The organism is Streptomyces sp. NPDC051963 (assembly GCF_044593495.1).
Classification (GTDB): domain Bacteria; phylum Actinomycetota; class Actinomycetes; order Streptomycetales; family Streptomycetaceae; genus Streptomyces.
The window spans coordinates 345,727-366,588 of the sequence record NZ_JBIUCC010000005.1 but is presented as its reverse complement, the minus strand read 5'-3'; the positions used below and the strand labels follow the sequence as shown (position 1 = coordinate 366,588).

Below are 20,862 nucleotides of genomic sequence, written 5' to 3'. Positions count from 1 at the left end.
GTCACCTCCCTTCGTCGGTGGGCGGGCCGGGCAGGACCTCCACCCGAAACGCCGTGTGCACCGGGCACATGGCCCGTACGATCTCGCGGACCCTGTCCGCGTCCACCTGCGCCTCGCGGCCCGGCCACACCCGGACCAGGATCTCGGCGGCGGGCTCCGGCGGCAGTTCGGCACCGGCGGTGTTAGACCACCACGCGCCGCCTTCGCCGGTCATCTCGACGTGCACGCCGAGCGCGAGTTGCAGGGCCTCGACCAGTCCGCGCTTGGTGCCGCGCCACCGGTGCAGCTCCACCGCGCGGACGACCGCCTCGCGGCGCAGCTCCACCGGCCACCCCTGGTCGTCGGCGGCGCCCACCCAGGACGCCAGCCAGGCCAGGAAGTCGGTCGGGGTCACCCGGGGGTCGAGGTAGGCGGGCAGGTTGTCGAGGGTCGCGAACACCGGGGCGAGGACGGTGTCGAGGCCGGCGGTGAACCGCTGCGCGAAGTCGTCGTCGGCGTACAGGGCGGGCAGTTGCCCACCGATCGGATACCTGCTCGGCAGCCCGGGCACGGCGGCACGGCTCATCCCCGGCCCTCCGGCTCGAGTGCCGTCACGACCACCTGGTGCTGGTAGGAGAAGACCAGCGCGCCCGCGGCCACGTCGATGCGGTCCGAGGGGGCGCCGCGGCGGCCGGTGATCGGGTCGGCGGGGAACAGGAGGATCTCCTCCACCAGGGCGTTGCCGGTGGCGTTCTGGAGGATGCCGAAGACCTCGCCGTACTGGACCGGGCGCCCGAAGGGCCAGCCGGTGCCGTCCGGGCCGCCGTGCAGTGGGTTGAGGTGGCGGAACAGCGCGTCGAGGGCGGCGTCGCGGACCCGGTCGGTGTCGGCCGGTGCCGCCGCGAGGCGGGCCACGACGGTGACGCCCTGGTACACCGGCGGCTCCACGACGAGGCGGGTGCCGATCAGGCGTCGCTCGTCGAGGCTCGCGGTGATCGCTTCGAGCACCTGGTCGGAGGGGATGAGCTGCTCGAAGCGGAGCCGGTCGTCGCCCTCGTCGGCCACCGCGTCCGGCACCACCAGGACCCGTACCGCACCCGGAGTGTCCGCGGCGGGCAGACAGCGGACCCGGCGGACCGAGGGCGCGGCCTGGCGGCTGATGATCTCGTAGTCCTCGGCGGTCACCGCGCGCTCCTGCATGCGCAGCACCTCCGGCGCCCGCAGCTTGGCGTTCTCCACCGTCTCACCGGCGACACCGCCGCGCGCCGCCTCCCGGTTGGTGACCTGTGCGATGTACGGAACGGAGCTGCGCAGCACGTTGATCGCGCCACGGGCGACGTTGCCCGCGGGGCCGCCGCCGGTGCGGTAGCGGGCGACCCGTATCTGGGTGCCCTTGGGCGGCACGGCGCCGCACTGGCGCAGTGTGCCGTCCGGTTCGCGCAGTACCGGGGGGAAGCCGAACTCGCCGGTGGTGGCGTCGACGCGGACGTGCCGGTCGGCGGGGCCGGAGCGGCCGAAGTGGTCGACCACGTCCCAGCGTTGCCAGCCTTCGGGCGAGGACACCTCCACCACGGGAGGCTCGCGGTCGAGGAGGACCGGTGGGCGGCCGAGCCGGAACGTCTGCCCCGCGACGCCCTCCGAGGTGCCGAGCGGCACATCGGTCACGGTCTCGGCGTGCTCGACGGACATGGTGCCGCCCACGGTGAACACCGATGCCTCACGCACCGTCGGGGACTCCGAGTAGAACGGCTGGCCCGGCTCCGGTTCGGTGACGCGGCAGCGCAGCCAGCCGGCCCGGGTCCCGCCGATCACCGACGCGGTGTGTCCGGCCGTGACGTGCACGATGACCTCGCCGGGCCGATTCAGACCGCCGGTGGTGTCCGTGCCGGTCTCGCACAGCTGCCAGCCGCCGCCGTCCCACGCCTCCCACACGAGCGGGGGCTGGCGCGGGTCCACGCCTACGCCCTCCACCCGGCTGTCCAGGGTCACCGCGACGATGCAGCGGGGTACCGCCGTGGGCAGGCCGAACAGCAGCGCGTCGCCCGGCTCCGGTGCCGCCTGGAAGCAGGGGATGTCGTGGCCCTCGGCGAGCGTGCCGGTCATGTCGGTCTGCGTACCGGTCCGGGGGGCGGTCACCAGACGCATCAACTCGCTGGGCACGATGCGCAGTTCGTCGGTGGTCGTGAACACCACGGCGTCGTCGTTCTCACCGCCCGCGGTGGTCACCTCGGTGCCCGGGGTCAGCGTCACCGTGTCGGGCTGCGGCGCCGACAGCCAGAAGTCGACGTCGGCGAGGGCCGCGGCCGGCGGGAACAGACGGATGCCCAACAGGTCGAGGAAGGCGGTGTAGTTCTTGTCCGGGACCCGGTTCAGCCGGTACAGCAGCTGGTCCACGAGGTAGGCGAACGTCTCGATCAGCGTGACGCCCGGGTCGGAGACGTTGTGGTCGGTCCACTCCGGGGCGCGCTGCTGCACGTACCGCTTCGCCTCGTCGACGAGTTGCTGGAACCGTCGGTCGTCCAGGTTGGGGGAGGGCAGGGCCATCAGTCCGCGACCAATTCCTCGGCCCCCTCCTCGGAGGGGATCGTGTAGAAGGGAAAGACCAGGTTGCGCCGGTCGTTGGTGGAGCGCACGGTGTAGTGCACGTCGATGTAGAGGGTGCCGTCCTCGATGGCGTCGAAGGCGACCACCACGTCGTCCACCGCGATCCGCGGCTCCCACCGCTCCAGAGCCTCACGCACCTGCTGTGCGATACGTCCGGCGGTGGCGCCGTCGCCCGGGGCGAAGACGTAGTCGTGGATGCCGCACCCGAACTCCGGGCGCATCGGCCGCTCGCCGGGCGCGGTACCGAGGACCAGCCGGATCGCCTCCTCGATCTCCCGCTCCCGCTCGACCATGGCGATCCCGCCGGTGGGCCCGACCCGCATCGGAAACGCCCACCCACGCCCGATGAACCGCTCGCTCATCACACCCCTCCGATCAGCACGTTCATCGCACCCGTGATGACCATCGCGCCGCACGTGGTCTGGTCGCGCTGACGCGCGGCCGGCAAGCCGCCGATGAGTACCTGGCCCCCGGCCAGCGCGCCCGGGTTGGGCATGATCACGTTGGTCGGTCCCAGGGCCGCGTGGGGCGGGATCGGGCAGACGACCAGGCTGCCCACGACGGCGGCCGGCCGGCCGCCGATCAGCACGGTGGCCACCGACCGGGCGGCGGGGGGCGGCGGGGTGGTGACCCGACCGCCGTGGTTGGTGGGGTCACCGGTACGGGCTGCGGCCGGCATGCGGTGCTCCTTTCGGAATCGGGAGGGGAGGGCGGACGGCAGAGGTCGGACGGCGGACGGGATCAGTTGATCTTGATGAGTCGGGCCTTGAGGACGCCGAGGAGACCGCCGTCGACGGTGACGTCCGTCTTGCCGGTGACGCGCACCGTACGGCCGTCGATGTTCACCCCGTTCGTGGCGTTGATGTCCACCTGCTTGCCCTTCACGGTCACGTTGCCCAGCTTCGCGTCCAGCGTGATGCCCTTGTTGTCGAGCACGACGGAGGTGCGGGCGGTGCGGGCCCGGCCCTTCCCGCTGTACACCGTCACCTCGATCCGGTTCATCCGGTCGTCGAGGAAGACTTCGAGGAGTTCGTCCGCGGTCACGAGCCTGAGGCCGGACTTGGTCCGCGCGTCCAGCAGCTCCATCCGGTGCCCCGAACGCGACACGATGGAGCGGCGGTTGACCTTCCCGCTGGTCTTGTCGATCAGCGGCACGTCGTGCGGCGAGGGCTTGTCGACGCCGTTGTAGAGCCCGCCGATGACGTACGGGCTGTCCAGCAGGCCCTGTTCGAAGCCGACCAGGACCTCGTCGTTGACCTCGGGGCTCACCACGCCTCCGCCGCCCTTGCCGCCCCACTGCACGGTGCGCACCCAGTCGGTGGTGTAAGTGTCGTCCAGCCAGGGGAACTTCAGCTTCACCGAGCCGTTCTCCGCGCCGGCCGGCTCGCGTACGTCCGTCACCACACCGATCGCCAGACCCGGCATGCGCGGACCGCGGGACGGCGCGTTGGCGCCGGTGACCAGGCCGGTCAGGGAGCGGTCCGGGCTGGCGCTCACCCACACCGTCGTACGGAATCCGCCGTGCGGTTCCAGGACGTGCTGCACGGCCGTCGCCGTGTACTTGCCGGAGAACGCCGGCCCGACGTTGCCGAGCGCCACGGCCTTGCCCGCCCGCAGCAGGGGGTTGCCCTCCGCCAGCACCTCCAGCTCCCCGAAACCCGCGCTGACCTGGTCGGCCACCGCGTCGGCGACCGCCTTCGTCTCGGCCTGGGTGCGGTACGGGGTGTCGGTGACGGTCAGCTTCGACGACTTGCCGAACTTGGCGGCGAGGGCGGGGCTCAGACCCGGCACGACCGTGTCGCTCTTCACCGACGGCTTCTTGGCCACCAGCGGCCGCTTCGTGGTGACGTCCCAGCCGCGCACCTCCACCTGCGAGGCACCGTCCGAGGCCGACAGCGAGGCCCGCAACGCCAGCAGGTTCCGCCCGTACTCCAGCACCAGCGGGTTCTTGGCGGCGGAGGTCGACGGCGCGGGCGCGCCGGACGCCTTCGTCGGCTTGGTGAACTGGAGCAGCCCCTTGTCGTCGACGCGCACCTGCGCGCCGCTCTCGGCGGCCAGGAACTGGAGGAAGTCCCAGTCGGAGACGTTCGCCTGCGAGAGCTGCTTGTAGGTGACCGGCGCGGCCTGCACGGTGCCGCAGGTCAGCCCGGCCCCGGCGGCCACCTTGCGGACGATCGCCGACGCCGTCATGTTCCGGTACGCCACCACCTTCCGGCCCCGCTGGAGGCGGTGCGCCTTGGAATAGGCGCGCACCACCGTGAAGGAGCCCGTGCGGTCCCGGTCCACCTCCAGGGCGGTCACCTCACCGTTGAACAGCCGCTCGCGCGCCGTCCCGGTGACGGTCACGACCGACACCTTCAGCGGGGTGCCGATGGTGATGCCGGTCTTCTTCAGGAACTCGTGATCGGGGTCGCGGAAGGTGAGCACCGCCGCGTCGGGCAGGCCCACGTTCTCGTCGACCACACAGCTCACCAACTGGGCGGCCCAGGTCGGCGGCAGTTCGCCGGGCGCCTCCACGACGGGGTCCGCCGCGAACGACCGGCCGTCCCTCTCCCCGGCTGGACTCACTGCTCCTCCTCCGCGCCCGCGTCGCCCAAAGCCGGAACCACCAGATCGGTGCCGGGCACGAGCGCCATCGGGTCGTCGATGTCATTGGCCTCCGCGATGACCCGCCAGGCCGTCGCGTCGCCGTACTCCTGCCAGGCCAGCAGGGCCAGGCTGTCGCCCGCCACGACGGTGTGCGTACTGCGGGCGGTGCGCGAGCCGGACGTCGGGTTCTGGCCCGCCGGGCCGACGCTGGCCTCCTCGATGGACAGCTGGCAGGTGGCCCGTAGCGGCTTGCCGTCCACGTCGAAGAGCGTGTACGACACGGACAGGCTGGAGAGCACCCCGTCGAACGACGTGGTCCGCGCGGTGCCCCACTCGAACCGCACCCAGGGGCTGGCCGGCTTCTTACGGCCCAGGCTGGCCTTGGTGGGCACGCAGGCCTTCATCAGCTTCTCGACCGCCTGCTCCACGGAGTTGTCGTGTTTGGCGGTGGCGTCGAGGAACACCTCCAGGCTCAGCGTGCGCGGGCCGCTGCCGACGAACTCGGGCAGTGCCGACTCCGCCGCCATCCGGGACGGGGTGCGCCGCCACTCGGTGGTCTTGCTCAGTTCCAGGGTGGAGGGGTTGAACTGGAGGTTGATCCGCGCGAGCGTCCCTCCGGGCTTGGCGCCGACCGAGGCGGGGGGCTCCTTCAGGGTCAGCTGGGCCCTGGCCCGACTGGTGCGGGACGCTGGGGACATGCCGGGACTTCCTTTCCGGGACGATCACATGGGCGGCGGACGGTTCATGAGGCCGGGTCAGGAAGGGCGCAGCCCCTCATGGGCGATCTCCAGGGTCTCCACCGCGGCCTGCGAACTGCTGGGGTCGAAGGACGGGCCCTGCCAGCGCACCGGGACGATCCCGAACACCTGCCAGCTGATGATCTTGGTCAGATCCGGTTTCAACGCCACGATCTCGCCGTCCTTGGGCTCCACCCGCTTCAGCGTCTCGTCGAGCCAACGGCCGATCTTCGCCGTGTCCTTGGTGACCGGCCGGGTGAGCGTGATGTTCGACCAGGTGACGCGGCCGGGCAGGTTCCACGTGAAACCGTTGTTGCCGCCCTCCTGGTAGCTCTCCATCTCCACCTCGGCGCCCATGCCGGAGCAGGTATGGAAGGCGCCCAGGTCGTTGCCGCCGATCGCGAGCCGGAAGAACACGCTCGTCGCAAAGATGTTGTCCGTCATTCGTCCGTCATCCGTTCCGTGCCGGGCCCTCAGCGGCGTCCGTCGTAGGGGCGGCCTGTACGTTCCCTGCCGCGCCGGAGCTCGGTGCGCAGCAGGCGGGCCATCGGGTCGAGCAGGCGGCGCGCCAGGTCGTCCAGGTCGAGGCCCGGGTCCTGCGGTGTCTCGTCGCGCTTGCCGGAGGCGGCGGACTTGGCGCCGGTGGACTCCGTCCGTGACCGACTGCCCGCCGGCACCGCTTTGACCGGTACCCCCTTGGGTACGGCGTCCCGCTTGGCCGTGTCCCTCTTGCGTACGGCTTCGTCCGCCTTGGAGATCTCGCGCTGGACCGGGGTCGCCGGGCCGCCGCTTCCGCCGCCCGGCGCAACGGTCCGGGGCCGGACCACGGGGACGGGCCCCACCGGTGCCGGTGCCGACGTGGCCGACGGGCGGTCGGCGAGCGGCGGCGCCTGCGGGGCGGTCACCGGCAGGGATCGCCCGGGTACGGCCGCAGGTGAGGCAGTCGCCGTACCGGATGTCCCGTACGGCGGCGCAGGCTTGACCACCGGGACGCGCTGGACGACGCCCGGGGAACCGGTCCGCCCTGCGCCCGAGTTCCGCGGTCCGTGCGCCGTCGCGGCACGTTGGACCTGCGGCGTCGCCGTGGCGCCGGCGGACGGTCCCGGCGTCACCCGCGCGGACGTCCGGGTGGGTACCGCGGGGTCGCCGTCAGGTGCAGTCGGTGTCCCGGGCCAGCGCGCCGCCACCACGGGACGGCCACCGGTCCGGGAGGCTGCGGGCTGTGAAACCCCTTCCGGGGCCCGGGTGTTCAGGGTGAGCGGGCGCGCGGGGAGCAGTTGGAGGGTACGGGGTGCCGGCGAGGTGGAGAGGGCTCCGGAGCGCGTCGCGGTGCGGGGCCGTGTGTCTCCGGTGCCCTTGGTCAGGGGCCGGACTCCGGCGGTGGTTCCGGTCGTGGGCCGGGGGTCGCCGGTCGCGGCCGGGGTGCCGGTTCTTGCGGTCTCGGCCAGGGCACGGGCGACGACGACCGGGCCCGGTCCCGGGCCGGCGACGTCTTGGGGCTGTTGGCCACCGGGCCCCGGCCCTCCGGAGGTGGACGGGAACGGGGACGGGGTCACCAGCGGTGTGGCGGGCCCGTTTCCGTGGTCCGTGGGACCAGGCGCCGTGCTGCTGCCTTGGGTGGAGGAGTGGTCCGCGAGACTGCGCTGGACGTCGACCGCCCCCAGCAGGGGCGCGGCCGGTGCGGCGGCCTCGGTGGGCGTCCGTTCGCGATCCGTCCCGGGCTGCGCCGGAGCGCGCTGGATGTCCGGGCCCGGAGCCTGGCGCGAAACGCGGGCGCCGGACGCGGTGGAACCCGGCAGGTCGGCCGTCGGCGGCAGCGCGGGCAGCGGCGCACCCAGGCCGCCACGCGCGCGTGCCCCGGAACGGCCCGAGTCGGAAGTCCGGTGCGGGGCGGGTCCGTTCGGAGCCGTTCCCCGCACGCCACCGTCGGACGCGCCCGTGCCGTCCGCCTGGCGCTGGACGACGGGAAGGGCCGGACCGGGCTGCGAAACAGGTGCGTCCTTCGCCAACGGTGTTGCCGTGGAGGGCAGTTCAGTCAGCGGGGCACCCAGCGGCGCGCGGCTTCCCGTGCGGGTGGCGGCACGCTGAACGGGGGTGGTCGAGGGTGCCGGTGCGGAAGGAGGGCTGGAGGCTTCAGCGATCACGGGCGCCGCGGTGACGGCAGGCCGCAGGGCGGTAACGCGACGCACGGGTCCGGCCCGATGCCGTGCGACGGTCAGCCGGGGCCCGACCGCCCGGAGTTGGACGGGTATCTCCGACCGTGATCCCGTCGCCTCCGTAGCGCTGCGCTGGACGGCCGGTCCGGAAGGCGTACGACTCACTGAACCGGCCGGAGACCGGGATGCGCTCCCGGGATTCGACGCCGGCGCGCTGGGCCGCGTCGCCGGGACGGACCGGTCCACGGCCCCGTCGGCGACTGCACCCGGGACCACCGCGACCCGTCGTACCAGCGGAATGTCCCGAGGGGCGGAGGGTCGGCCCGTGTCGTCGGGCATCACGACCGGGGCCACGCCCGGCTCCACGGCCCGCTGGACAGGGGGAGGCGACGAGGAGAGTGAGGAGAGCACGGCGGGGGAATCCGCGGACGTGATGCCACGCGTCCGGGGAGCATCGGCCGAAGGGCCTTGCCCCGCGCCGCTGTTGTCGGCGGAACGCTGGATCGCAGGCCCGGAACCGGCCCCAGACCCGGAGCCTGCGCCGACCGTGCCCGCACCCGCACCGCTGGAGCCGCCACGAGAAGACCCCGTACCGGAGCGCGCCGAGCCGGACGTCGTCGTACTGGAACCCGGAGCGGAACCCGTCGTACCCGATGAACCCGATGAACCCGATGAACCCGACGATGACACCGAGCCGGACGTCGTCGCCCCGGACGAACCCGATCCGGACGGCCGAGCCCCCGGCCGCACCCGGCGCGCAACGGGAGTTGCCGCACCCGACGGCCGCCCCGAGCTGTCCGTACTGCCCGTGTCCGGCGCACCGCCCAGCGGCCCCTCCGCCCCATCCGCCCCCTCCGGCCGCAAGGCCCGGAGCAGCAGCGGACCGCCGCCGGTGCGGGTGGGCTGCGGGGTGGCCGGGCGGGTGACGCCGCGGACCAGGCCGGGCGGAGCGGTGGGCAGCAGGGCGTGGCCGAGGCCGTTGTCGAAGGACGGGTTCTGCCAGGCGGCGAGGCCGGAACGGAAGGCGAGGCCGTCGCTGACGCCCAGCGGGGTGCGGGCGACGGTGAGGGTCGGCGGCGCGGTACGGCGCCAGCCGCCGTCCCAGTCGCCGGGCACGGAAGGAGCAGGGGCGTCGGGCACGGCGGGACTCGGGGCGTCGGACGCCGAGGTGTCCGGGCCCGCGGTGTCCGCTCCGGTGGCCCGGCGGCGCAGCCTGTCCCGCCATGCCATGTGCTCAACCGCCTTCGTTCACGCGGGTGTTGATACGGGCGATCTCGGCCACCCACTGCTGGCGTTCGCCGTGGGTCAGATCGAGGATCTCCTCGCGTTGCCAGTGGAAGTGGTAGGCGATGTACGCGATCTCCTCCCGGAGCCGGGGAAGGGCGTACGTCACGATTCCCCCAGGCGCCCACCCGAGAGGTCGACCTCGAAGCCGCCCTCGCAGTGCGGACAGGTCACCGCGGCGCGCGTGTGGCCCTCGCTGTTGACGCGGCGGTAGAAGTCCTGGAGGAACGCGACGTCGGTGGCGTACATCCGCTCCACGATCCCGGCGTGCACATCGGTGATGTTGCCGAGCCGGGTGATCACCTGGCTCAGCAGCACCACGCTCAGGTACGCCGGGTTCTCCTTGACCCGCAGATCGATCTGGGGTCGCAGTTCGTCACGGGCGGTGGCCAGGCGCATCGTGCCGTGCCGGTGCACCGTGCCCGCCTCGTCCACGTATCCGCGCGGCAGCTCGAACTCGAACTCGGTGCGCAGACCGTGGTCCTCCCGCTGTGCGGGGGCGGGGGCGGCGGCCGGAATGGCCGCCGCCTGCTCCGGCGCCTGGGCGGGCGCCGTCGCCTGGAGGATCTCCTCCAGGTTGCCCGCCGTGACCGTACGGCGCCTCATTCGACGACGATCTCCTCGAACGTGATCGTGACGGACTCGGTGGCCGGAGACGACTCGCCCGCCTTCAGGGACGGGCCCTCCCACTTGGAGGCCCAGCCCTGCATCAGCTGGATACGGCGGACCGTGTTGCCCTCGGAGTCCTTGATCTCGATCGTGAGGTTCTGCCGCGCGGTGTTGACGGCGCCGTTGTTCAGCGTCTCCTTGATCCACTTGGTGAACTCGCTGCTCTGGTCGAGTCCCCGGGTGATCGTGATCTCACCGGCCTGGCGCGCGCCGGGCTGCTTGCGGATGATCTGCTTGCCCTGGTCGCTGACCTGCTTGACCTCGACGACCTCCTCCTCGACGGTCAGCCCGCTGATCTCCTGGATCGACTCGACCAGGTAGCCGCCGAGCTGCACGCCGAAGACGTGGGTGGAAAGAGCATCGCCCGTTGCCATGACTGTCTGTCACCTTTCCTTGAGGACCCGGAGGTCACTCGTCGATGAGGCTGGTGCTGTCGGAGAACTGGGCCAGCCGGAACACCACGAACTCGGCGGGCTTGACCGGCGAGACACCGATCTCGCAGACGACCCGGCCCTGGTCGATGGACTCCTGCGGGTTGTTGTCGCGGTCGCACTTCACGTAGAACGCCTCTTCGGCGGTGCGGCCGAACAGCGCGCCCCGGCGCCATTCCTCCTGGAGGAACGCCGTGACGTTGCGCCGGATGCTCGCCCACAGCCGGTCGTCGTTCGGCTCGAAGACCACCCACTGGGTGCCCAGGAGGATGGACTCCTCCAGGTAGTTGAACAGGCGGCGCACGTTCAGGTAGCGCCAGGCCGGGTCGGAGGAGAGGGTGCGGGCACCCCAGATCCGGATGCCCCGGCCGGGGAAGGCCCGTACACAGTTCACGCCGATCGGGTTCAGCAGGTCCTGCTCGCCCTTGCTGAGCCGGATCTCCAGGTCCACCGCACCGCGGATCACCTCGTTGGCGGGCGCCTTGTGCACACCGCGCTCGGCGTCGCTGCGCGCCCACACACCGGCGACGTGACCGCTCGGCGGGACGGTGGTGTTGTGCCCGGCGGCCGGGTCGAAGACCCGCACCCACGGGTAGTAGAGGGTGGCGTACCGGGAGTCGTAGCCGGCCTCGTCATTGCGCCAGGTGCGCACCTGCTGGGCGTTGAGCCCGGGCGGGGCGTCCAGGACGGCCACGCGGTCGCCCATCTGCTCGCAGTGCGAGATCACGGCGAGCTGCACGGTGCGGACGCCTTCGGCGTCGATGTCGCCGCGCTGGTAGGCGCTCATCAGGTCCGGCACCGCGACCATGGTGATCTCGTCGATGGACTCCAGACCGCCGAACCCGGTGCGGGCCGCGGAGTCGCCGACGTACTCGGAGGCGTCGAGGCGGGCCACTTCGCCGGCGCCGTTCGTGGCGGGCGCGGCCGGGGCGTCGGGCAGTGCGACGGTCCCCGCGGCGGGCCGGGTCTGGGTGGCGCCGCGCTGCTCGGTGACCTCGATCAGCTTGGAGGCGCGGGCCTGGTTGACCAGGTAGCCCTTGACGTTCTTGCGGGTGGAGGCCTCGTAGGTCTCCACCACCTCTTCGCCCTTGCGGACGAGGAGCTTGAAGCGGTCCTCGGGCGGGTTGTCGCCGTTCGCGTCGGCGACCTCCACCGACACCCCGGAGGTGCCCGGCTTGGCGGCGACCAGGAAGCCGCCCAGCTCCACCGGCTCCACGGCCCTGGCGCCCTGCTTGCTCCGGCCGCCGTTCACCGACGGGGCGGAGGCGTCCTCGGCCGCGCCGCCGATGCGGACCACGTACGCGGCGCCGCCGCCGTTGGCGAAGTATCCGTAGACCGCGTGGGGCAGGTAGGTGCCCTCGGTGAAGCCACCGAACTCCTGGGTGTACTGGTCCCAGCTGGTGACCAGCGTCGGCGCGTGGAAGGATCCGCGCTCGGCGAACCCTACGAACGCGGCGACGGCCGTGCCGACCCCTTCGATCGGTCGGGCACCGGACTGCACCTCCTCCACGTACACGCCCGGGGTGAGGTACGTCGGCATGCTCGCTCCTTAGCGTCCTTGCGGTCACCTGTGTCCAGGCCGAGTCTGCGCGGCGGGCCCGACGGACGGCAGGGCCACGGGGACCTGGTCGGGGGCAAGGCCGCTGCCTTTCCGGACTCCCCACGCTGACCGTCCGGACGTCACCTGACTCTGCCCCCGCACTGGCCGCGCGGCCCTGGACGTCCCGCGGGCCCGTGCGGTCGGCTGGTGGGGTCGCGGTGATCCGCGTGGTCGCCATCGGCCGTAGAGAGGACTGCGCATGCGTGCCCATGAACAACCGGAAAGGGCAGATCGGCGAGGCCGTACGCCCCACCAGGCACGCACGACGTCGACCGCCGCTCCGCGCCCGGTCACGGGCGCCCTGTCCCCTGCCGGGATGCCGGCTCTGCAACGTGCCGTGGGCAATGCGGTGGTGGCGCGCATGGTGGAGGAGGAGCGGCATGTGCACGGGGCCGACTGCGGTCACGGCAGGCCGGAGCAGCCGGTGCAGCGCTCGGCGGTGCACGACGTCCTGGGCTCGCCCGGCCGGCCGATCCAGCCCGCGCTCCGGACGGAGATGGAAGCCCGGTTGGGCGAGTCGTTCCACGATGTGAAGCTGCACACGGGTCCCCGGGCGGAGGCCTCGGCCGACGCGGTGGGGGCGCGGGCGTACACCTCGGGCAGCCATGTCGTCCTCGGCCGCAGCGCGGCGGACAAGCACACCATCGCCCATGAGCTCACCCATGTGATCCAGCAGCGCCGGGGGCCGGTCGCCGGCACCGACAACGGCCAGGGGCTACAGGTCAGTGATCCCGGCGACCGCTTCGAGCGCGAGGCCGAGGCCAACGCCCGCCGGGTGATGGCCGGGCCCACTCCGACGCACACCGCCGACCCGGGACACCCCGCCGCCGTCGCCGAGCCGACCGCGGTCCAGCGGGTGGTTCTCGTCTCCGGCGCGGAAGTGGCCGATCCGGCCCGCCTCGTCGCGGACGCCGATCTCGACCATCTCCTCACCGACACCGGCCGGTTGGTGCTGAGCCTCGCGCCGAGGCTGGGTGCCGACGCGCCCCTCCAGGCGAAGGACGCCGAGGATCTCGTCATCGAGGTCGAGCGCATCGCGTCGATGATCGACCTGGTCCACTCCATCAACAGCAGCGGAATCCTGGGGCGCAGGACCATGTCCCAGCAAGGGAGGGCCTTCATCGGTTCGAACGACGAGGGCGACAGCACCGCACTCGCGGTGAACGTGCTCGACGCGCGTACGGGCGGCACCGCCGCGGGCATCCGGGACGTGGTGAACGAGTCGCTCACGGCACGCGACCGGGGCAGCTTCAGTGTGGCCATGGAGCGGCCCGTGGACGAGGACATGATCCTCGACGAGATGGCCACGGATGTCTCCGGCGTAGCCCTGGACGAGAAGGAGCTCGCCGCGATCCACGAAGCCGCGGGGGGCGAACAGAGCCTGATCCAGATGCTGGTGCGGGCGAAGGTGAACGACAGGAAGGGCGAGCTCCTCGCGGAGTCCCACGAGGCCACGGTGGCCCAGTACCGCTCCCTGCTCGAGGGCCGGACCCAGAACACGGCGATGGCGATCGTGGGCAGGCCGGGCGACGATGTCCTCACCAAGGGCCCGCACCTGGGGTCGTACGAGTCCGACGTACCGTCCGACCGGATCCCTCCCGGCCCGGGCGGGTTCACCTCGCTGGTGCTCCCCCGGTGGTTCGAACCGTACGGGCCGCTGCTGATGACCCGGGAGTGGCCGACGGGCGTCGAGCTGAAGTTCGCCGGGAACCAGCAGATCACCGCGCACTACCGGGCCAAGGGCAACGACTATCCCGTCACCGTCGACGCACCGGACTACGCCACCGAGATCGCGGCCCAGTTGCAGAAGTTCCAGGTGATCGCCACCCACATCCTCAAGACCGCCGCCCTCTGACGGGCCCGGCGCCTCACGCGCGCACGGCGTCCGCCAGATACGGGCCGAACTCGCCCTCCAGGACCAGGCGTCCGAGCTTGCGGTACTCCTGCGCGACCGCCGTGACCACCTGCGGCATGGTGAGCGGCCGACCGGACTCCGCGGCGAGGTAGGCCGCGGTGACCGCGCAGGCGCGGATGGAGCCGCCGGCGAGTTCGAAGCGGTCGGCGCAGAAGGCGAGGTCCAGATCGTCGGCGCGAGGCAGCCGGTCGCCCAGGCAGCGGTCCCACAGGGCGAGGCGGTGGCCTGCGTCGGGCACGGGGAAGTCCGCGACGACGTCGAGGCGGCGGGTGAACGCCTCGTCCAGGTTGGCCCGCAGGTTGGTCGTCAGCACCGCGATGCCGTCGAACGACTCCATGCGCTGGAGCAGGTACGCCGACTCGATGTTGGCGTGCCGGTCGTGGGCGTCCTTCACCTCCGAGCGCTTGCCGAAGATCGCGTCGGCCTCGTCGAAGAGCAGTACCGCGTTGACGGCGGACGCCTCGGTGAAGATCCGCTCCAGGTTCTTCTCGGTCTCGCCGACGTATTTGTCCACAACTGTGGACAGATCCACCACATACAGGTCCATGCCGAGGTCCGCCGCGACGACCTCCGCGGACATGGTCTTCCCGGTGCCCGACTCACCGGCGAACAGCGCGATCACTCCGCGTCCGCGGCCGCCGCCGGGCCGCATCCCCCACTGCCCGAGCACCTGCTCGCGATGGCGGGCGCGCAGGGCGAGTTCGCGCAGTCGGCGATGGGTGGTCGGCGGAAGCACCAGGTCGTCCCAGCCGACGCCCGGTTCCACCCGGCGGGCCAGCCGGTCGAGGCCCGCGCCGTTCTGCGCCCGTACGGCGGCCCGCAGATCGTCGGGGACGACCGGGCGGCCCTCGATGGCGGCGGTGCGTACCGCCACGTCGGCGGCGCGGCTCAACTGCCCGGCGTCCAGGCGGTGCGCGGCGACCGCTTCGGCGAGCGCGTCCGCGTCGCCGGTCATGGCGACGTCACCCGCGGACCGTTCGAGGGCGTGCCGCCAGCGCGCGGCCTGCCGCTCGGGAGAGGGCGCCGACACGGTCAGGACGACGGGGGTGTCGGCCGCCCACACCGGGTCCCAGCCGGTCGTTCCGTGCGTGAACAGGGGGATTCCCCGTAGCTCCGTGCACAACGCCCGTAGGGTACGGGCGCGTTCGGCGGGTTCCGCGGGCAGCGCCTCCAGCGGGCCGAGGACGACCCCGGCACCGGTGAGGAGGGCTTCGCGGGCAGTGGTCCGGGCAAGCTCCGGCACCTCGCCCGAGCGCCGGGCGAGTGCCGCCGCGTCCAGGACGAGCGTGCGCAGCCCGGCCGAGTGCAGGGCGGTGGCGGCCAGTCCCTCGGCGTCGCCGCCCCTGCTGCGCAGGTGGACGAGTCCGCCGCCGGTCCCGGCCGCGGCCGCCGCCCGTCCGACCTCGGCCACGTCGGCGGTCGGATCGTCCCGGACCTCGCCGAGCAGACCGGCGAGCCGGGCGTCGGGCTGCGCGCTGCCCAGCAGGTGCCCGGTGACCCGGTCCGGGACCACCAACACGCGGGACAGCGGCGGCCGTTCCGGCTCGGTGACCCGCACCAGACCGCCCTCGACCAACGGCGCCCCGGGGGCCAGCCGGAACCGCGCGTCCGCCGCACCGGCGAGCCCGCACAGCTCCAGCGCGAGCCCGACCGTGGGCCGACGGCGCGTCAAGTCATCGTTGAGATAGCCGTAGAGCCGCTCGAACCGCGCGTCCAGATCCGGCGCGACGGCGACCAGCAGCAGATCCAGGTCCAGCGACGACAGCCCGAACCGCCGCGCAAGCCCGTCGAGCACGGACCCCTCCGGCGGACACCAGGGCTCACCGCCGGGCACGTCCAGACCGCCCGGCTCCTCCAGGATCCGCACGGCCGCCTCGGGAGTGAGGTACTGCCCCCGGTACGGGTCGTCAGGATCCGGATCCCCGACCCGACGCACCCCCACCGCATACCGCACCCGCTCCTCCACCACACCCAGCCGCACCCACAGGTGGTCCACGCCCATGGGGAGGACATCGGGGGAGAGTTGAACGCCGGATTCGACGGCAGGTCGGGGGGAGGCGTGGGCGGTGGTGGACGGTTCGGTGGTGGATGGTTCGGTGGTGTGGGTCACGGCTGGCGGTCACCCCGGCGGCGGCGGGCCGGGGCGGGGCCCCGTTCGCGTGGGCCGGCGAAGCCGTCGCGACCCGGGTCGGTGGTCTCCTTGTAGCGCAGGCGGCGGCCCGGCGTCGGTTCCTCGCCGACGCGGGCGGCGGCGGAGCGTACGACGAGGCCCTCGGTGACCGGCGGTGCGGCGGCCTTGGTCAGGCCGGCGAGTGGCGCCCGTACGCGGAGTCCGAGCGATGCCTTCAACTCGCCGCCGAGCGCCGACCAGACGTCGGAGGCGGCCGGCGCGTCGAGCGCGGACCCGCCGGCGTCCAGCCCCACGGTCAGGCCGAGTTCGGCGAGCGTCCCGGTGAGCAGTGGCGCCGGCAGCGTGTCGGTGGCCACCAGGGTGGCGAGCACCTGCGAGAGCAGCCGGTGCTCGTCCTGCGGGCGGCTCGTCCACGCCGTGACCATGTACGACAGCCAGAACCAGCGCGGCGGGGAGCGCCGCGCCACCAGGAACCCGTCCTCGTCGTACACCTCCCCGGCGCCGCTGCCCCGCCGGGTGGCGTCCTCGCGGATGTCGTACAGGAAGACGCAGACCGTCGGGGCACTGCGGCGTGCCGCCCAGTCCCGGGTGGGGGCGTCGAAGGCGACCTCGACGCCCGATGCCTCCAGCCCGGACTCGCCGAGCAGCCGGCGCAGCCCCTCGTCGACCTCGTGGATCACCGGCGGGTCACCTCGTCCGGCGGCTGCACGCTTCCGCTGACCACCAGGAAGTCGGTCTTCACCGGGGAGAACCCGGGACCGCTTGCCGTGATGGTGCGCGGTCCGGTCTGGTCCTTGGCGAGGATGAGCAGCTGGCCGATGAACGTGCCGTCCCGCAGCGGGACGGTCGGCGCGGCCGCCGCGGTGATCCCCGGGTTCCACTTGAACCGGACCGGCACGCCGGGCGGGAAGTCCTTGCCGCGCACGGAGGTGACGAAGCCGGGCTTGCCGATCTCCGGCACCGCGATGATCCGCGGCTGGAGGATCCGCAGCCGCTCCCGGGCGGTGTTGTCGTTCCTGTTGGCGTCGGTCCCGGTGGTGGTGAGGATGCCGACCGCCTGGCCCGTCGTCGCCTTCTTGGGGCTGAGGACCACGCGTACGACCGTGCTCGCCCCCGGCCTGAGGTCGGGCAGCGCACACACCCAGGAGGTGTCGCAGCCCGCCGGCGGCCCGCTGTTCGGGATGCCGGTGGGCAGGCCGACCTTCAGCCGCAGCCCGGTCGCCAGCGCGTTGCGGCCGTTGCGCACGGTGTACGTCACCACGACGCGCCCGCCGACGTAGCCGGGGTTCGGCTGGGCCGAGACACGCACGCCGGGTCCGGCCTCGGGCTCCTCCGGCTCGGGGGGCACGGTGGGCGTCGGAATCGGGGTGGGAGTGGGGCTGGGAGGCGTCGGGCTCGGGCTCGGCGGAGGCGGCGTCTCCTCCTCGACGACCGGCACCACGGTCCGGCCCGCGTTGTCGCTGGGCTCGGGATCCAGGACCGTACCGGTGACGGACCAGTCGATCGGCGCGTCGCCGGGGGTGACCCCGGTGAGGGTGACGTCCACCGGAACGGTCGTGCCGGGCTCCACGACGCCGACGTTGCACTGGAGGGAGGCGGCATCGCAGCTGCCGCCGGGCCAGGTGATCCCGGTGATCTGCACACCGGCCGGCGGGGCGATGGTCAGCGTGGTGCCGGGAGAGGCGGCGGGACCGTTGTTCACGACGTTGACCGTGACCGTGGTGGAGTCGCCGACGGTGACTTCGGGCGTGGTGCCGGGCGCCTGGAGGGCAAGATCCACGGACTGCTGGACCGCCGGCTCCTTCTGCCGGCCCGCGAGGCCGGTGGTGAGCGGGGTGATCTCGCCGGACGCGATGTCCAGAGCGCTCAGCTTCTCCGGGCTGTTGACCGCGACGTCGGCACGTGAACTGAACACCAGGCCCTTGCCGTCGGCCGTCCAGGCGGCGTCCCGCGGCTGGAACGGACCGGTGGCCGAGGTGTCCGGCAGCGCCCGGCCGCAGGCGCCGGGGAGATCGAGGACGGAGGCGGGCAGCAGCACCCGGCAGCCGTCGCCCGAAAGGGACGTCAGAAGCAGGCCGTTCTGCTGGTCGACCGCGCCGCCGCCGTTCTTGCGGTTGAAGGCGATGCTGAGCCCGTCCGGCGAGAACGCCGGGCTGTCGTCGATGACCTCGCAGCTGCCCGGGCAGTCGGTGGCGCTCAGGTCGGTCTGCTGGGCCAGGTTGTTCACGGGCACGGTCCAGATGTGCTTGTTGCCGCCGCCCCCGTCGATCTCCATGTTGCGGGTGAAGGCCAGCGTGGTGCCGTCGGAGGACCAGGTGGGCTGGGCGTCCTGACCCTGGAGCTGTCCGGCCGGCGGGGTGACCTCACCGGTGATCGCACCGGTCGCCGCGTCCGCGATGAGGATGCGGCTGGGCCCGGCGGCCTCACCGACGCCGCCCGGCGAAGTCCGGGTGAAGGCGAGGAACTTGCCGTCAGGAGAGAACGTCGGGTCGGTGTCCCAGTCCGTCGCGGCGCGTCCCGCGAGCGGCATGGGCGTCGCGTTGGTGCCGTCGGCGTCCGCCATCCAGATCCGCTCGATCCGCTGACCGTCGACGGTCTCGAAGCGGGTGACGACGATCCGGCGGCCGTCGGGCGTGTAGTTCTGCCGCTCGGTCCACGGGTCGAACCCGGTCGCGGGCTGGAACAGCGGGTCCTTGGCGGGATCGGTGTTGGTGTCGGCCGCCGGGTCCTCGTCGAGGATCGTCCGACCCAGATCACGCGGGTCGGACCCGTCCATCCGGACGTCCTGGAGCGTCACCACGTTCGCGCCGGAGTGCGTCTCGTCGGGGGCCGCCGCGGAGGTGCGCTCCACCACGACGCCGCCGCCGTTCAGCGGGCCGAGCCAGGTCGGCGAGAGGACCTCACGGTTCTCGTTGAGCACCAGGCCGGGTTCCACGTTGGAGTGCGCGGTCGAGGTGAACACATGGTCGTAGTCGCCCTCGCAGGTGCAGGTGATCTCGGGGCTCAGGAACACCACCCCGTTCCCGTCGGGCTTCCACGCCGCTCCGTGGGCACGCCAGTTCGCGTAGGCGTCCGCGAACAGCGGCTCGTCACTGGTCCCGTCGGTGATCCGCAGCCGGGGCTGGGCCTTCCCGTCGACGGTGGTGGTGGCGGTGTACACGACCCAGTTCCGGTTCACGTCGTCGTTCACCGGGTTCCAGGCCGGCTCGGTGGCCGCGCCGTTCGCGGGATCGCTGATCCGGGTCTCCGTGCCGCCCGCCAGGGGCCGTACGTAGATCTGCGCGCCGGCCGTCGTGTCGCTGTCGCTGGAGTACGCGATCCGCTGCCCGTCCGGGGAGACCGTCGGGTCCTCCTCGTTCGCGGAGGTGTCGGTGAGCTGCGTCAGGCCGGTGCCGTCGGTGCGCACCTGCCACAGGTCGCGCTGCGTCCCGCCGCCCAGACCGTTCGCCGCGGCCGAGTCGAACAGCACGGACCGGCCGTCCGGCGTCAGTTGGGGGTGCGCCGCGTCCATGCCGGTGGTGAGCTTGCGTACCGAACCGTCGGCGGCCCGCAGATAGATCTGCGGGTTCTTCTCGTCGCGGCGGCTCGCGAAGACCATCTGGTCGCCGAGGGCGGACGGCTGGGTGTCGTAGTGGGCCGGGCCGTCCCCGAACAGCGGCGTGCTGGAGGTGGTGGTGTCGACCTTGCCGAGACTGCGGTGCCGGGTACCGGCGTACGCGACCCGGGTCTCCGCGGCGTCGGCGGCGACCGCCTTCGCCCGGGGCTCGGCGCTGCCCGGTGAGGAGGCCGCCGTCACCGCCATCAACGGGATCAACAGCAGCAGCGACGCGCCGAGTCTCCCCAGGCGGTACCGCCCGTCGAGGCCAGCGGATCCCATCACGGTCCCCCTCGTATTCTGGTGCAGCATCTGGTTGTGCCCTCGCCAGCCTGTACCGGCCGGGGGCGGCGCGGCAGGGCGGCGGGGACGTACCCGGGGGAAACGCGGGGTGCGCTTTCGGGCAGCGCGGGGTTCCCGAGCCGTCGTCAGATCAGTCCGTTGCGCAGCGCGTAGCCGACCGCGTGGGCCCGGTTGCGCAGTTGCAGGCGCGTGATGATCTCGTGCAGCACGTTCTTCACGGTCCGTTCGGAGTATGCGGTCTTGCGTGCTATCTCCGCGGTGTCCAGGCCCTCCGAGACCAGACGCAGCATGTCCGCCTCGCGCGTGGTCAGCGTGGACAGGGACAGACCGCCGGGGTCGAGGGCCGAGCGCTGGAGGCTGCTGCCCACGTGGCTGAGCAGCTTGCCGAGCAGATCGCCGGGCAGCACGCCCTCGCCGTTGGCTATCGCCAGCACGAGGTGGAGGAGTTGGTCCTGGTCGGCCTCGGCGCGCCGCAGCACCGCCGCCACGCCGCACTCGATGACGCGTTGCAGCGCGCCCGATCCGAGGGTGCCCACCACAAGTCCGGTACGAGTGGCCGTGTTGTGCCGCAGCCGCTGGAGCAGGGCGGCCACGTCGTCGTCAACGTTGTCAACGACCACCAGCGACACCTCGGCCCGCTCCGCGTCGGCGTCGTCGACCAGGTCGACCTCGGGGCGCTGGCGCAACTGCTGGACGACACCGAGGCGCAGGATCGGATCGGCGGCGTAGACGGCGACGGTCACCCTGCTCGTGCGGTCGGATCGAGAAGCCCAGTGAGCGGAGCCGGACCGGACGGGCTCACGCGGTGTGACGGCGGTCATATCAGGGCCATTCTCCTCGGCGCAGGACATGGGGGTACCTATTTCTGA

At 72.6% G+C, this 20,862-nt stretch carries 17 protein-coding genes; 1 reads left to right on the top strand and 16 read right to left on the bottom strand.

Annotation, left to right across the window (positions count from 1 at the left end; all coding sequences use genetic code 11):
- Position 1 precedes the first annotated feature (1 nt).
- From ACIHFB_RS22400 to ACIHFB_RS22345, 12 genes are all read right to left on the bottom strand, one after another.
- Complete coding sequence (locus ACIHFB_RS22400; RefSeq protein WP_400127691.1) at positions 2 to 565, bottom strand: phage tail protein; 564 nt, start codon at positions 563 to 565, stop codon at positions 2 to 4.
- A complete protein-coding gene (locus ACIHFB_RS22395) occupies positions 562 to 2,523 on the bottom strand; it encodes a putative baseplate assembly protein (RefSeq protein WP_365272208.1) in 1,962 nt (653 codons plus the stop codon). The genes ACIHFB_RS22400 and ACIHFB_RS22395 overlap by 4 nt, the downstream gene beginning before the upstream one ends.
- Complete coding sequence (locus ACIHFB_RS22390) at positions 2,523 to 2,945, bottom strand: GPW/gp25 family protein (protein ID WP_365272205.1); 423 nt, start codon at positions 2,943 to 2,945, stop codon at positions 2,523 to 2,525. The genes ACIHFB_RS22395 and ACIHFB_RS22390 overlap by 1 nt, the downstream gene beginning before the upstream one ends.
- Positions 2,945 to 3,262 (bottom strand): PAAR domain-containing protein, encoded by a 318-nt coding sequence (locus ACIHFB_RS22385; RefSeq protein WP_365272202.1) that lies wholly within the window; start codon positions 3,260 to 3,262, stop codon positions 2,945 to 2,947. Before ACIHFB_RS22385 ends, ACIHFB_RS22390 begins: the two co-directional genes overlap by 1 nt.
- A 62-nt stretch (positions 3,263 to 3,324) precedes the next feature.
- The gene (locus ACIHFB_RS22380) at positions 3,325 to 5,151 is read right to left on the bottom strand and encodes a VgrG-related protein (protein ID WP_365272200.1); all 1,827 of its coding nucleotides are present in this window, start codon (positions 5,149 to 5,151) and stop codon (positions 3,325 to 3,327) included.
- A complete protein-coding gene (locus tag ACIHFB_RS22375; protein WP_365272197.1) occupies positions 5,148 to 5,870 on the bottom strand; it encodes a LysM peptidoglycan-binding domain-containing protein in 723 nt (240 codons plus the stop codon). The genes ACIHFB_RS22380 and ACIHFB_RS22375 overlap by 4 nt, the downstream gene beginning before the upstream one ends.
- Positions 5,871 to 5,927: 57 nt before the next feature.
- A complete protein-coding gene (locus ACIHFB_RS22370; protein WP_210585232.1) occupies positions 5,928 to 6,353 on the bottom strand; it encodes a phage tail protein in 426 nt (141 codons plus the stop codon).
- Positions 6,354 to 6,382: 29 nt separating this feature from the next.
- Entirely contained in the window at positions 6,383 to 9,295 is a 2,913-nt protein-coding gene (locus ACIHFB_RS22365) for a hypothetical protein (RefSeq protein ID WP_400127690.1), read from the bottom strand.
- A gap of 4 nt (positions 9,296 to 9,299) precedes the next feature.
- Positions 9,300 to 9,458 carry a DUF6760 family protein gene (locus ACIHFB_RS22360; RefSeq protein WP_164992666.1) on the bottom strand — a complete coding sequence of 53 codons (159 nt, stop codon included), beginning with the start codon at positions 9,456 to 9,458 and terminating at the stop codon, positions 9,300 to 9,302.
- Positions 9,455 to 9,955 carry a hypothetical protein gene (locus ACIHFB_RS22355; protein ID WP_365272191.1) on the bottom strand — a complete coding sequence of 167 codons (501 nt, stop codon included), beginning with the start codon at positions 9,953 to 9,955 and terminating at the stop codon, positions 9,455 to 9,457. The genes ACIHFB_RS22360 and ACIHFB_RS22355 overlap by 4 nt, the downstream gene beginning before the upstream one ends.
- Positions 9,952 to 10,392: a phage tail protein gene (locus ACIHFB_RS22350; RefSeq protein WP_210585236.1), complete on the bottom strand. Its 441-nt coding sequence runs from the start codon at positions 10,390 to 10,392 to the stop codon at positions 9,952 to 9,954. The genes ACIHFB_RS22355 and ACIHFB_RS22350 overlap by 4 nt, the downstream gene beginning before the upstream one ends.
- 34 nt (positions 10,393 to 10,426) lie before the next feature.
- Positions 10,427 to 11,989 carry a phage tail sheath family protein gene (locus ACIHFB_RS22345; protein WP_365272188.1) on the bottom strand — a complete coding sequence of 521 codons (1,563 nt, stop codon included), beginning with the start codon at positions 11,987 to 11,989 and terminating at the stop codon, positions 10,427 to 10,429.
- 376 nt (positions 11,990 to 12,365) lie between these two features.
- On the opposite strand from ACIHFB_RS22345, the gene ACIHFB_RS22340 reads away from it, so the two are divergent.
- Entirely contained in the window at positions 12,366 to 13,904 is a 1,539-nt protein-coding gene (locus ACIHFB_RS22340; RefSeq protein ID WP_400127689.1) for a DUF4157 domain-containing protein, read from the top strand.
- Between the two features lie 13 nt (positions 13,905 to 13,917).
- Here ACIHFB_RS22340 and ACIHFB_RS22335 read toward each other — a convergent pair whose 3' ends face one another.
- The 4 genes from ACIHFB_RS22335 to ACIHFB_RS22320 form a co-directional block, all read right to left on the bottom strand.
- Positions 13,918 to 15,966, bottom strand: a complete 2,049-nt coding sequence (locus tag ACIHFB_RS22335) for an ATP-binding protein (RefSeq protein ID WP_365273391.1) — start codon at positions 15,964 to 15,966, stop codon at positions 13,918 to 13,920.
- 104 nt (positions 15,967 to 16,070) lie between these two features.
- On the bottom strand, positions 16,071 to 16,775 hold the full coding sequence (locus ACIHFB_RS22330; RefSeq protein ID WP_365272184.1) for a DUF4255 domain-containing protein: 705 nt from the start codon (positions 16,773 to 16,775) through the stop codon (positions 16,071 to 16,073).
- Complete coding sequence (locus ACIHFB_RS22325; protein WP_400127688.1) at positions 16,772 to 19,972, bottom strand: hypothetical protein; 3,201 nt, start codon at positions 19,970 to 19,972, stop codon at positions 16,772 to 16,774. The genes ACIHFB_RS22330 and ACIHFB_RS22325 overlap by 4 nt, the downstream gene beginning before the upstream one ends.
- Positions 19,973 to 20,118: 146 nt before the next feature.
- Positions 20,119 to 20,814 carry a LuxR C-terminal-related transcriptional regulator gene (locus ACIHFB_RS22320; RefSeq protein WP_365272178.1) on the bottom strand — a complete coding sequence of 232 codons (696 nt, stop codon included), beginning with the start codon at positions 20,812 to 20,814 and terminating at the stop codon, positions 20,119 to 20,121.
- Positions 20,815 to 20,862 lie beyond the last annotated feature (48 nt).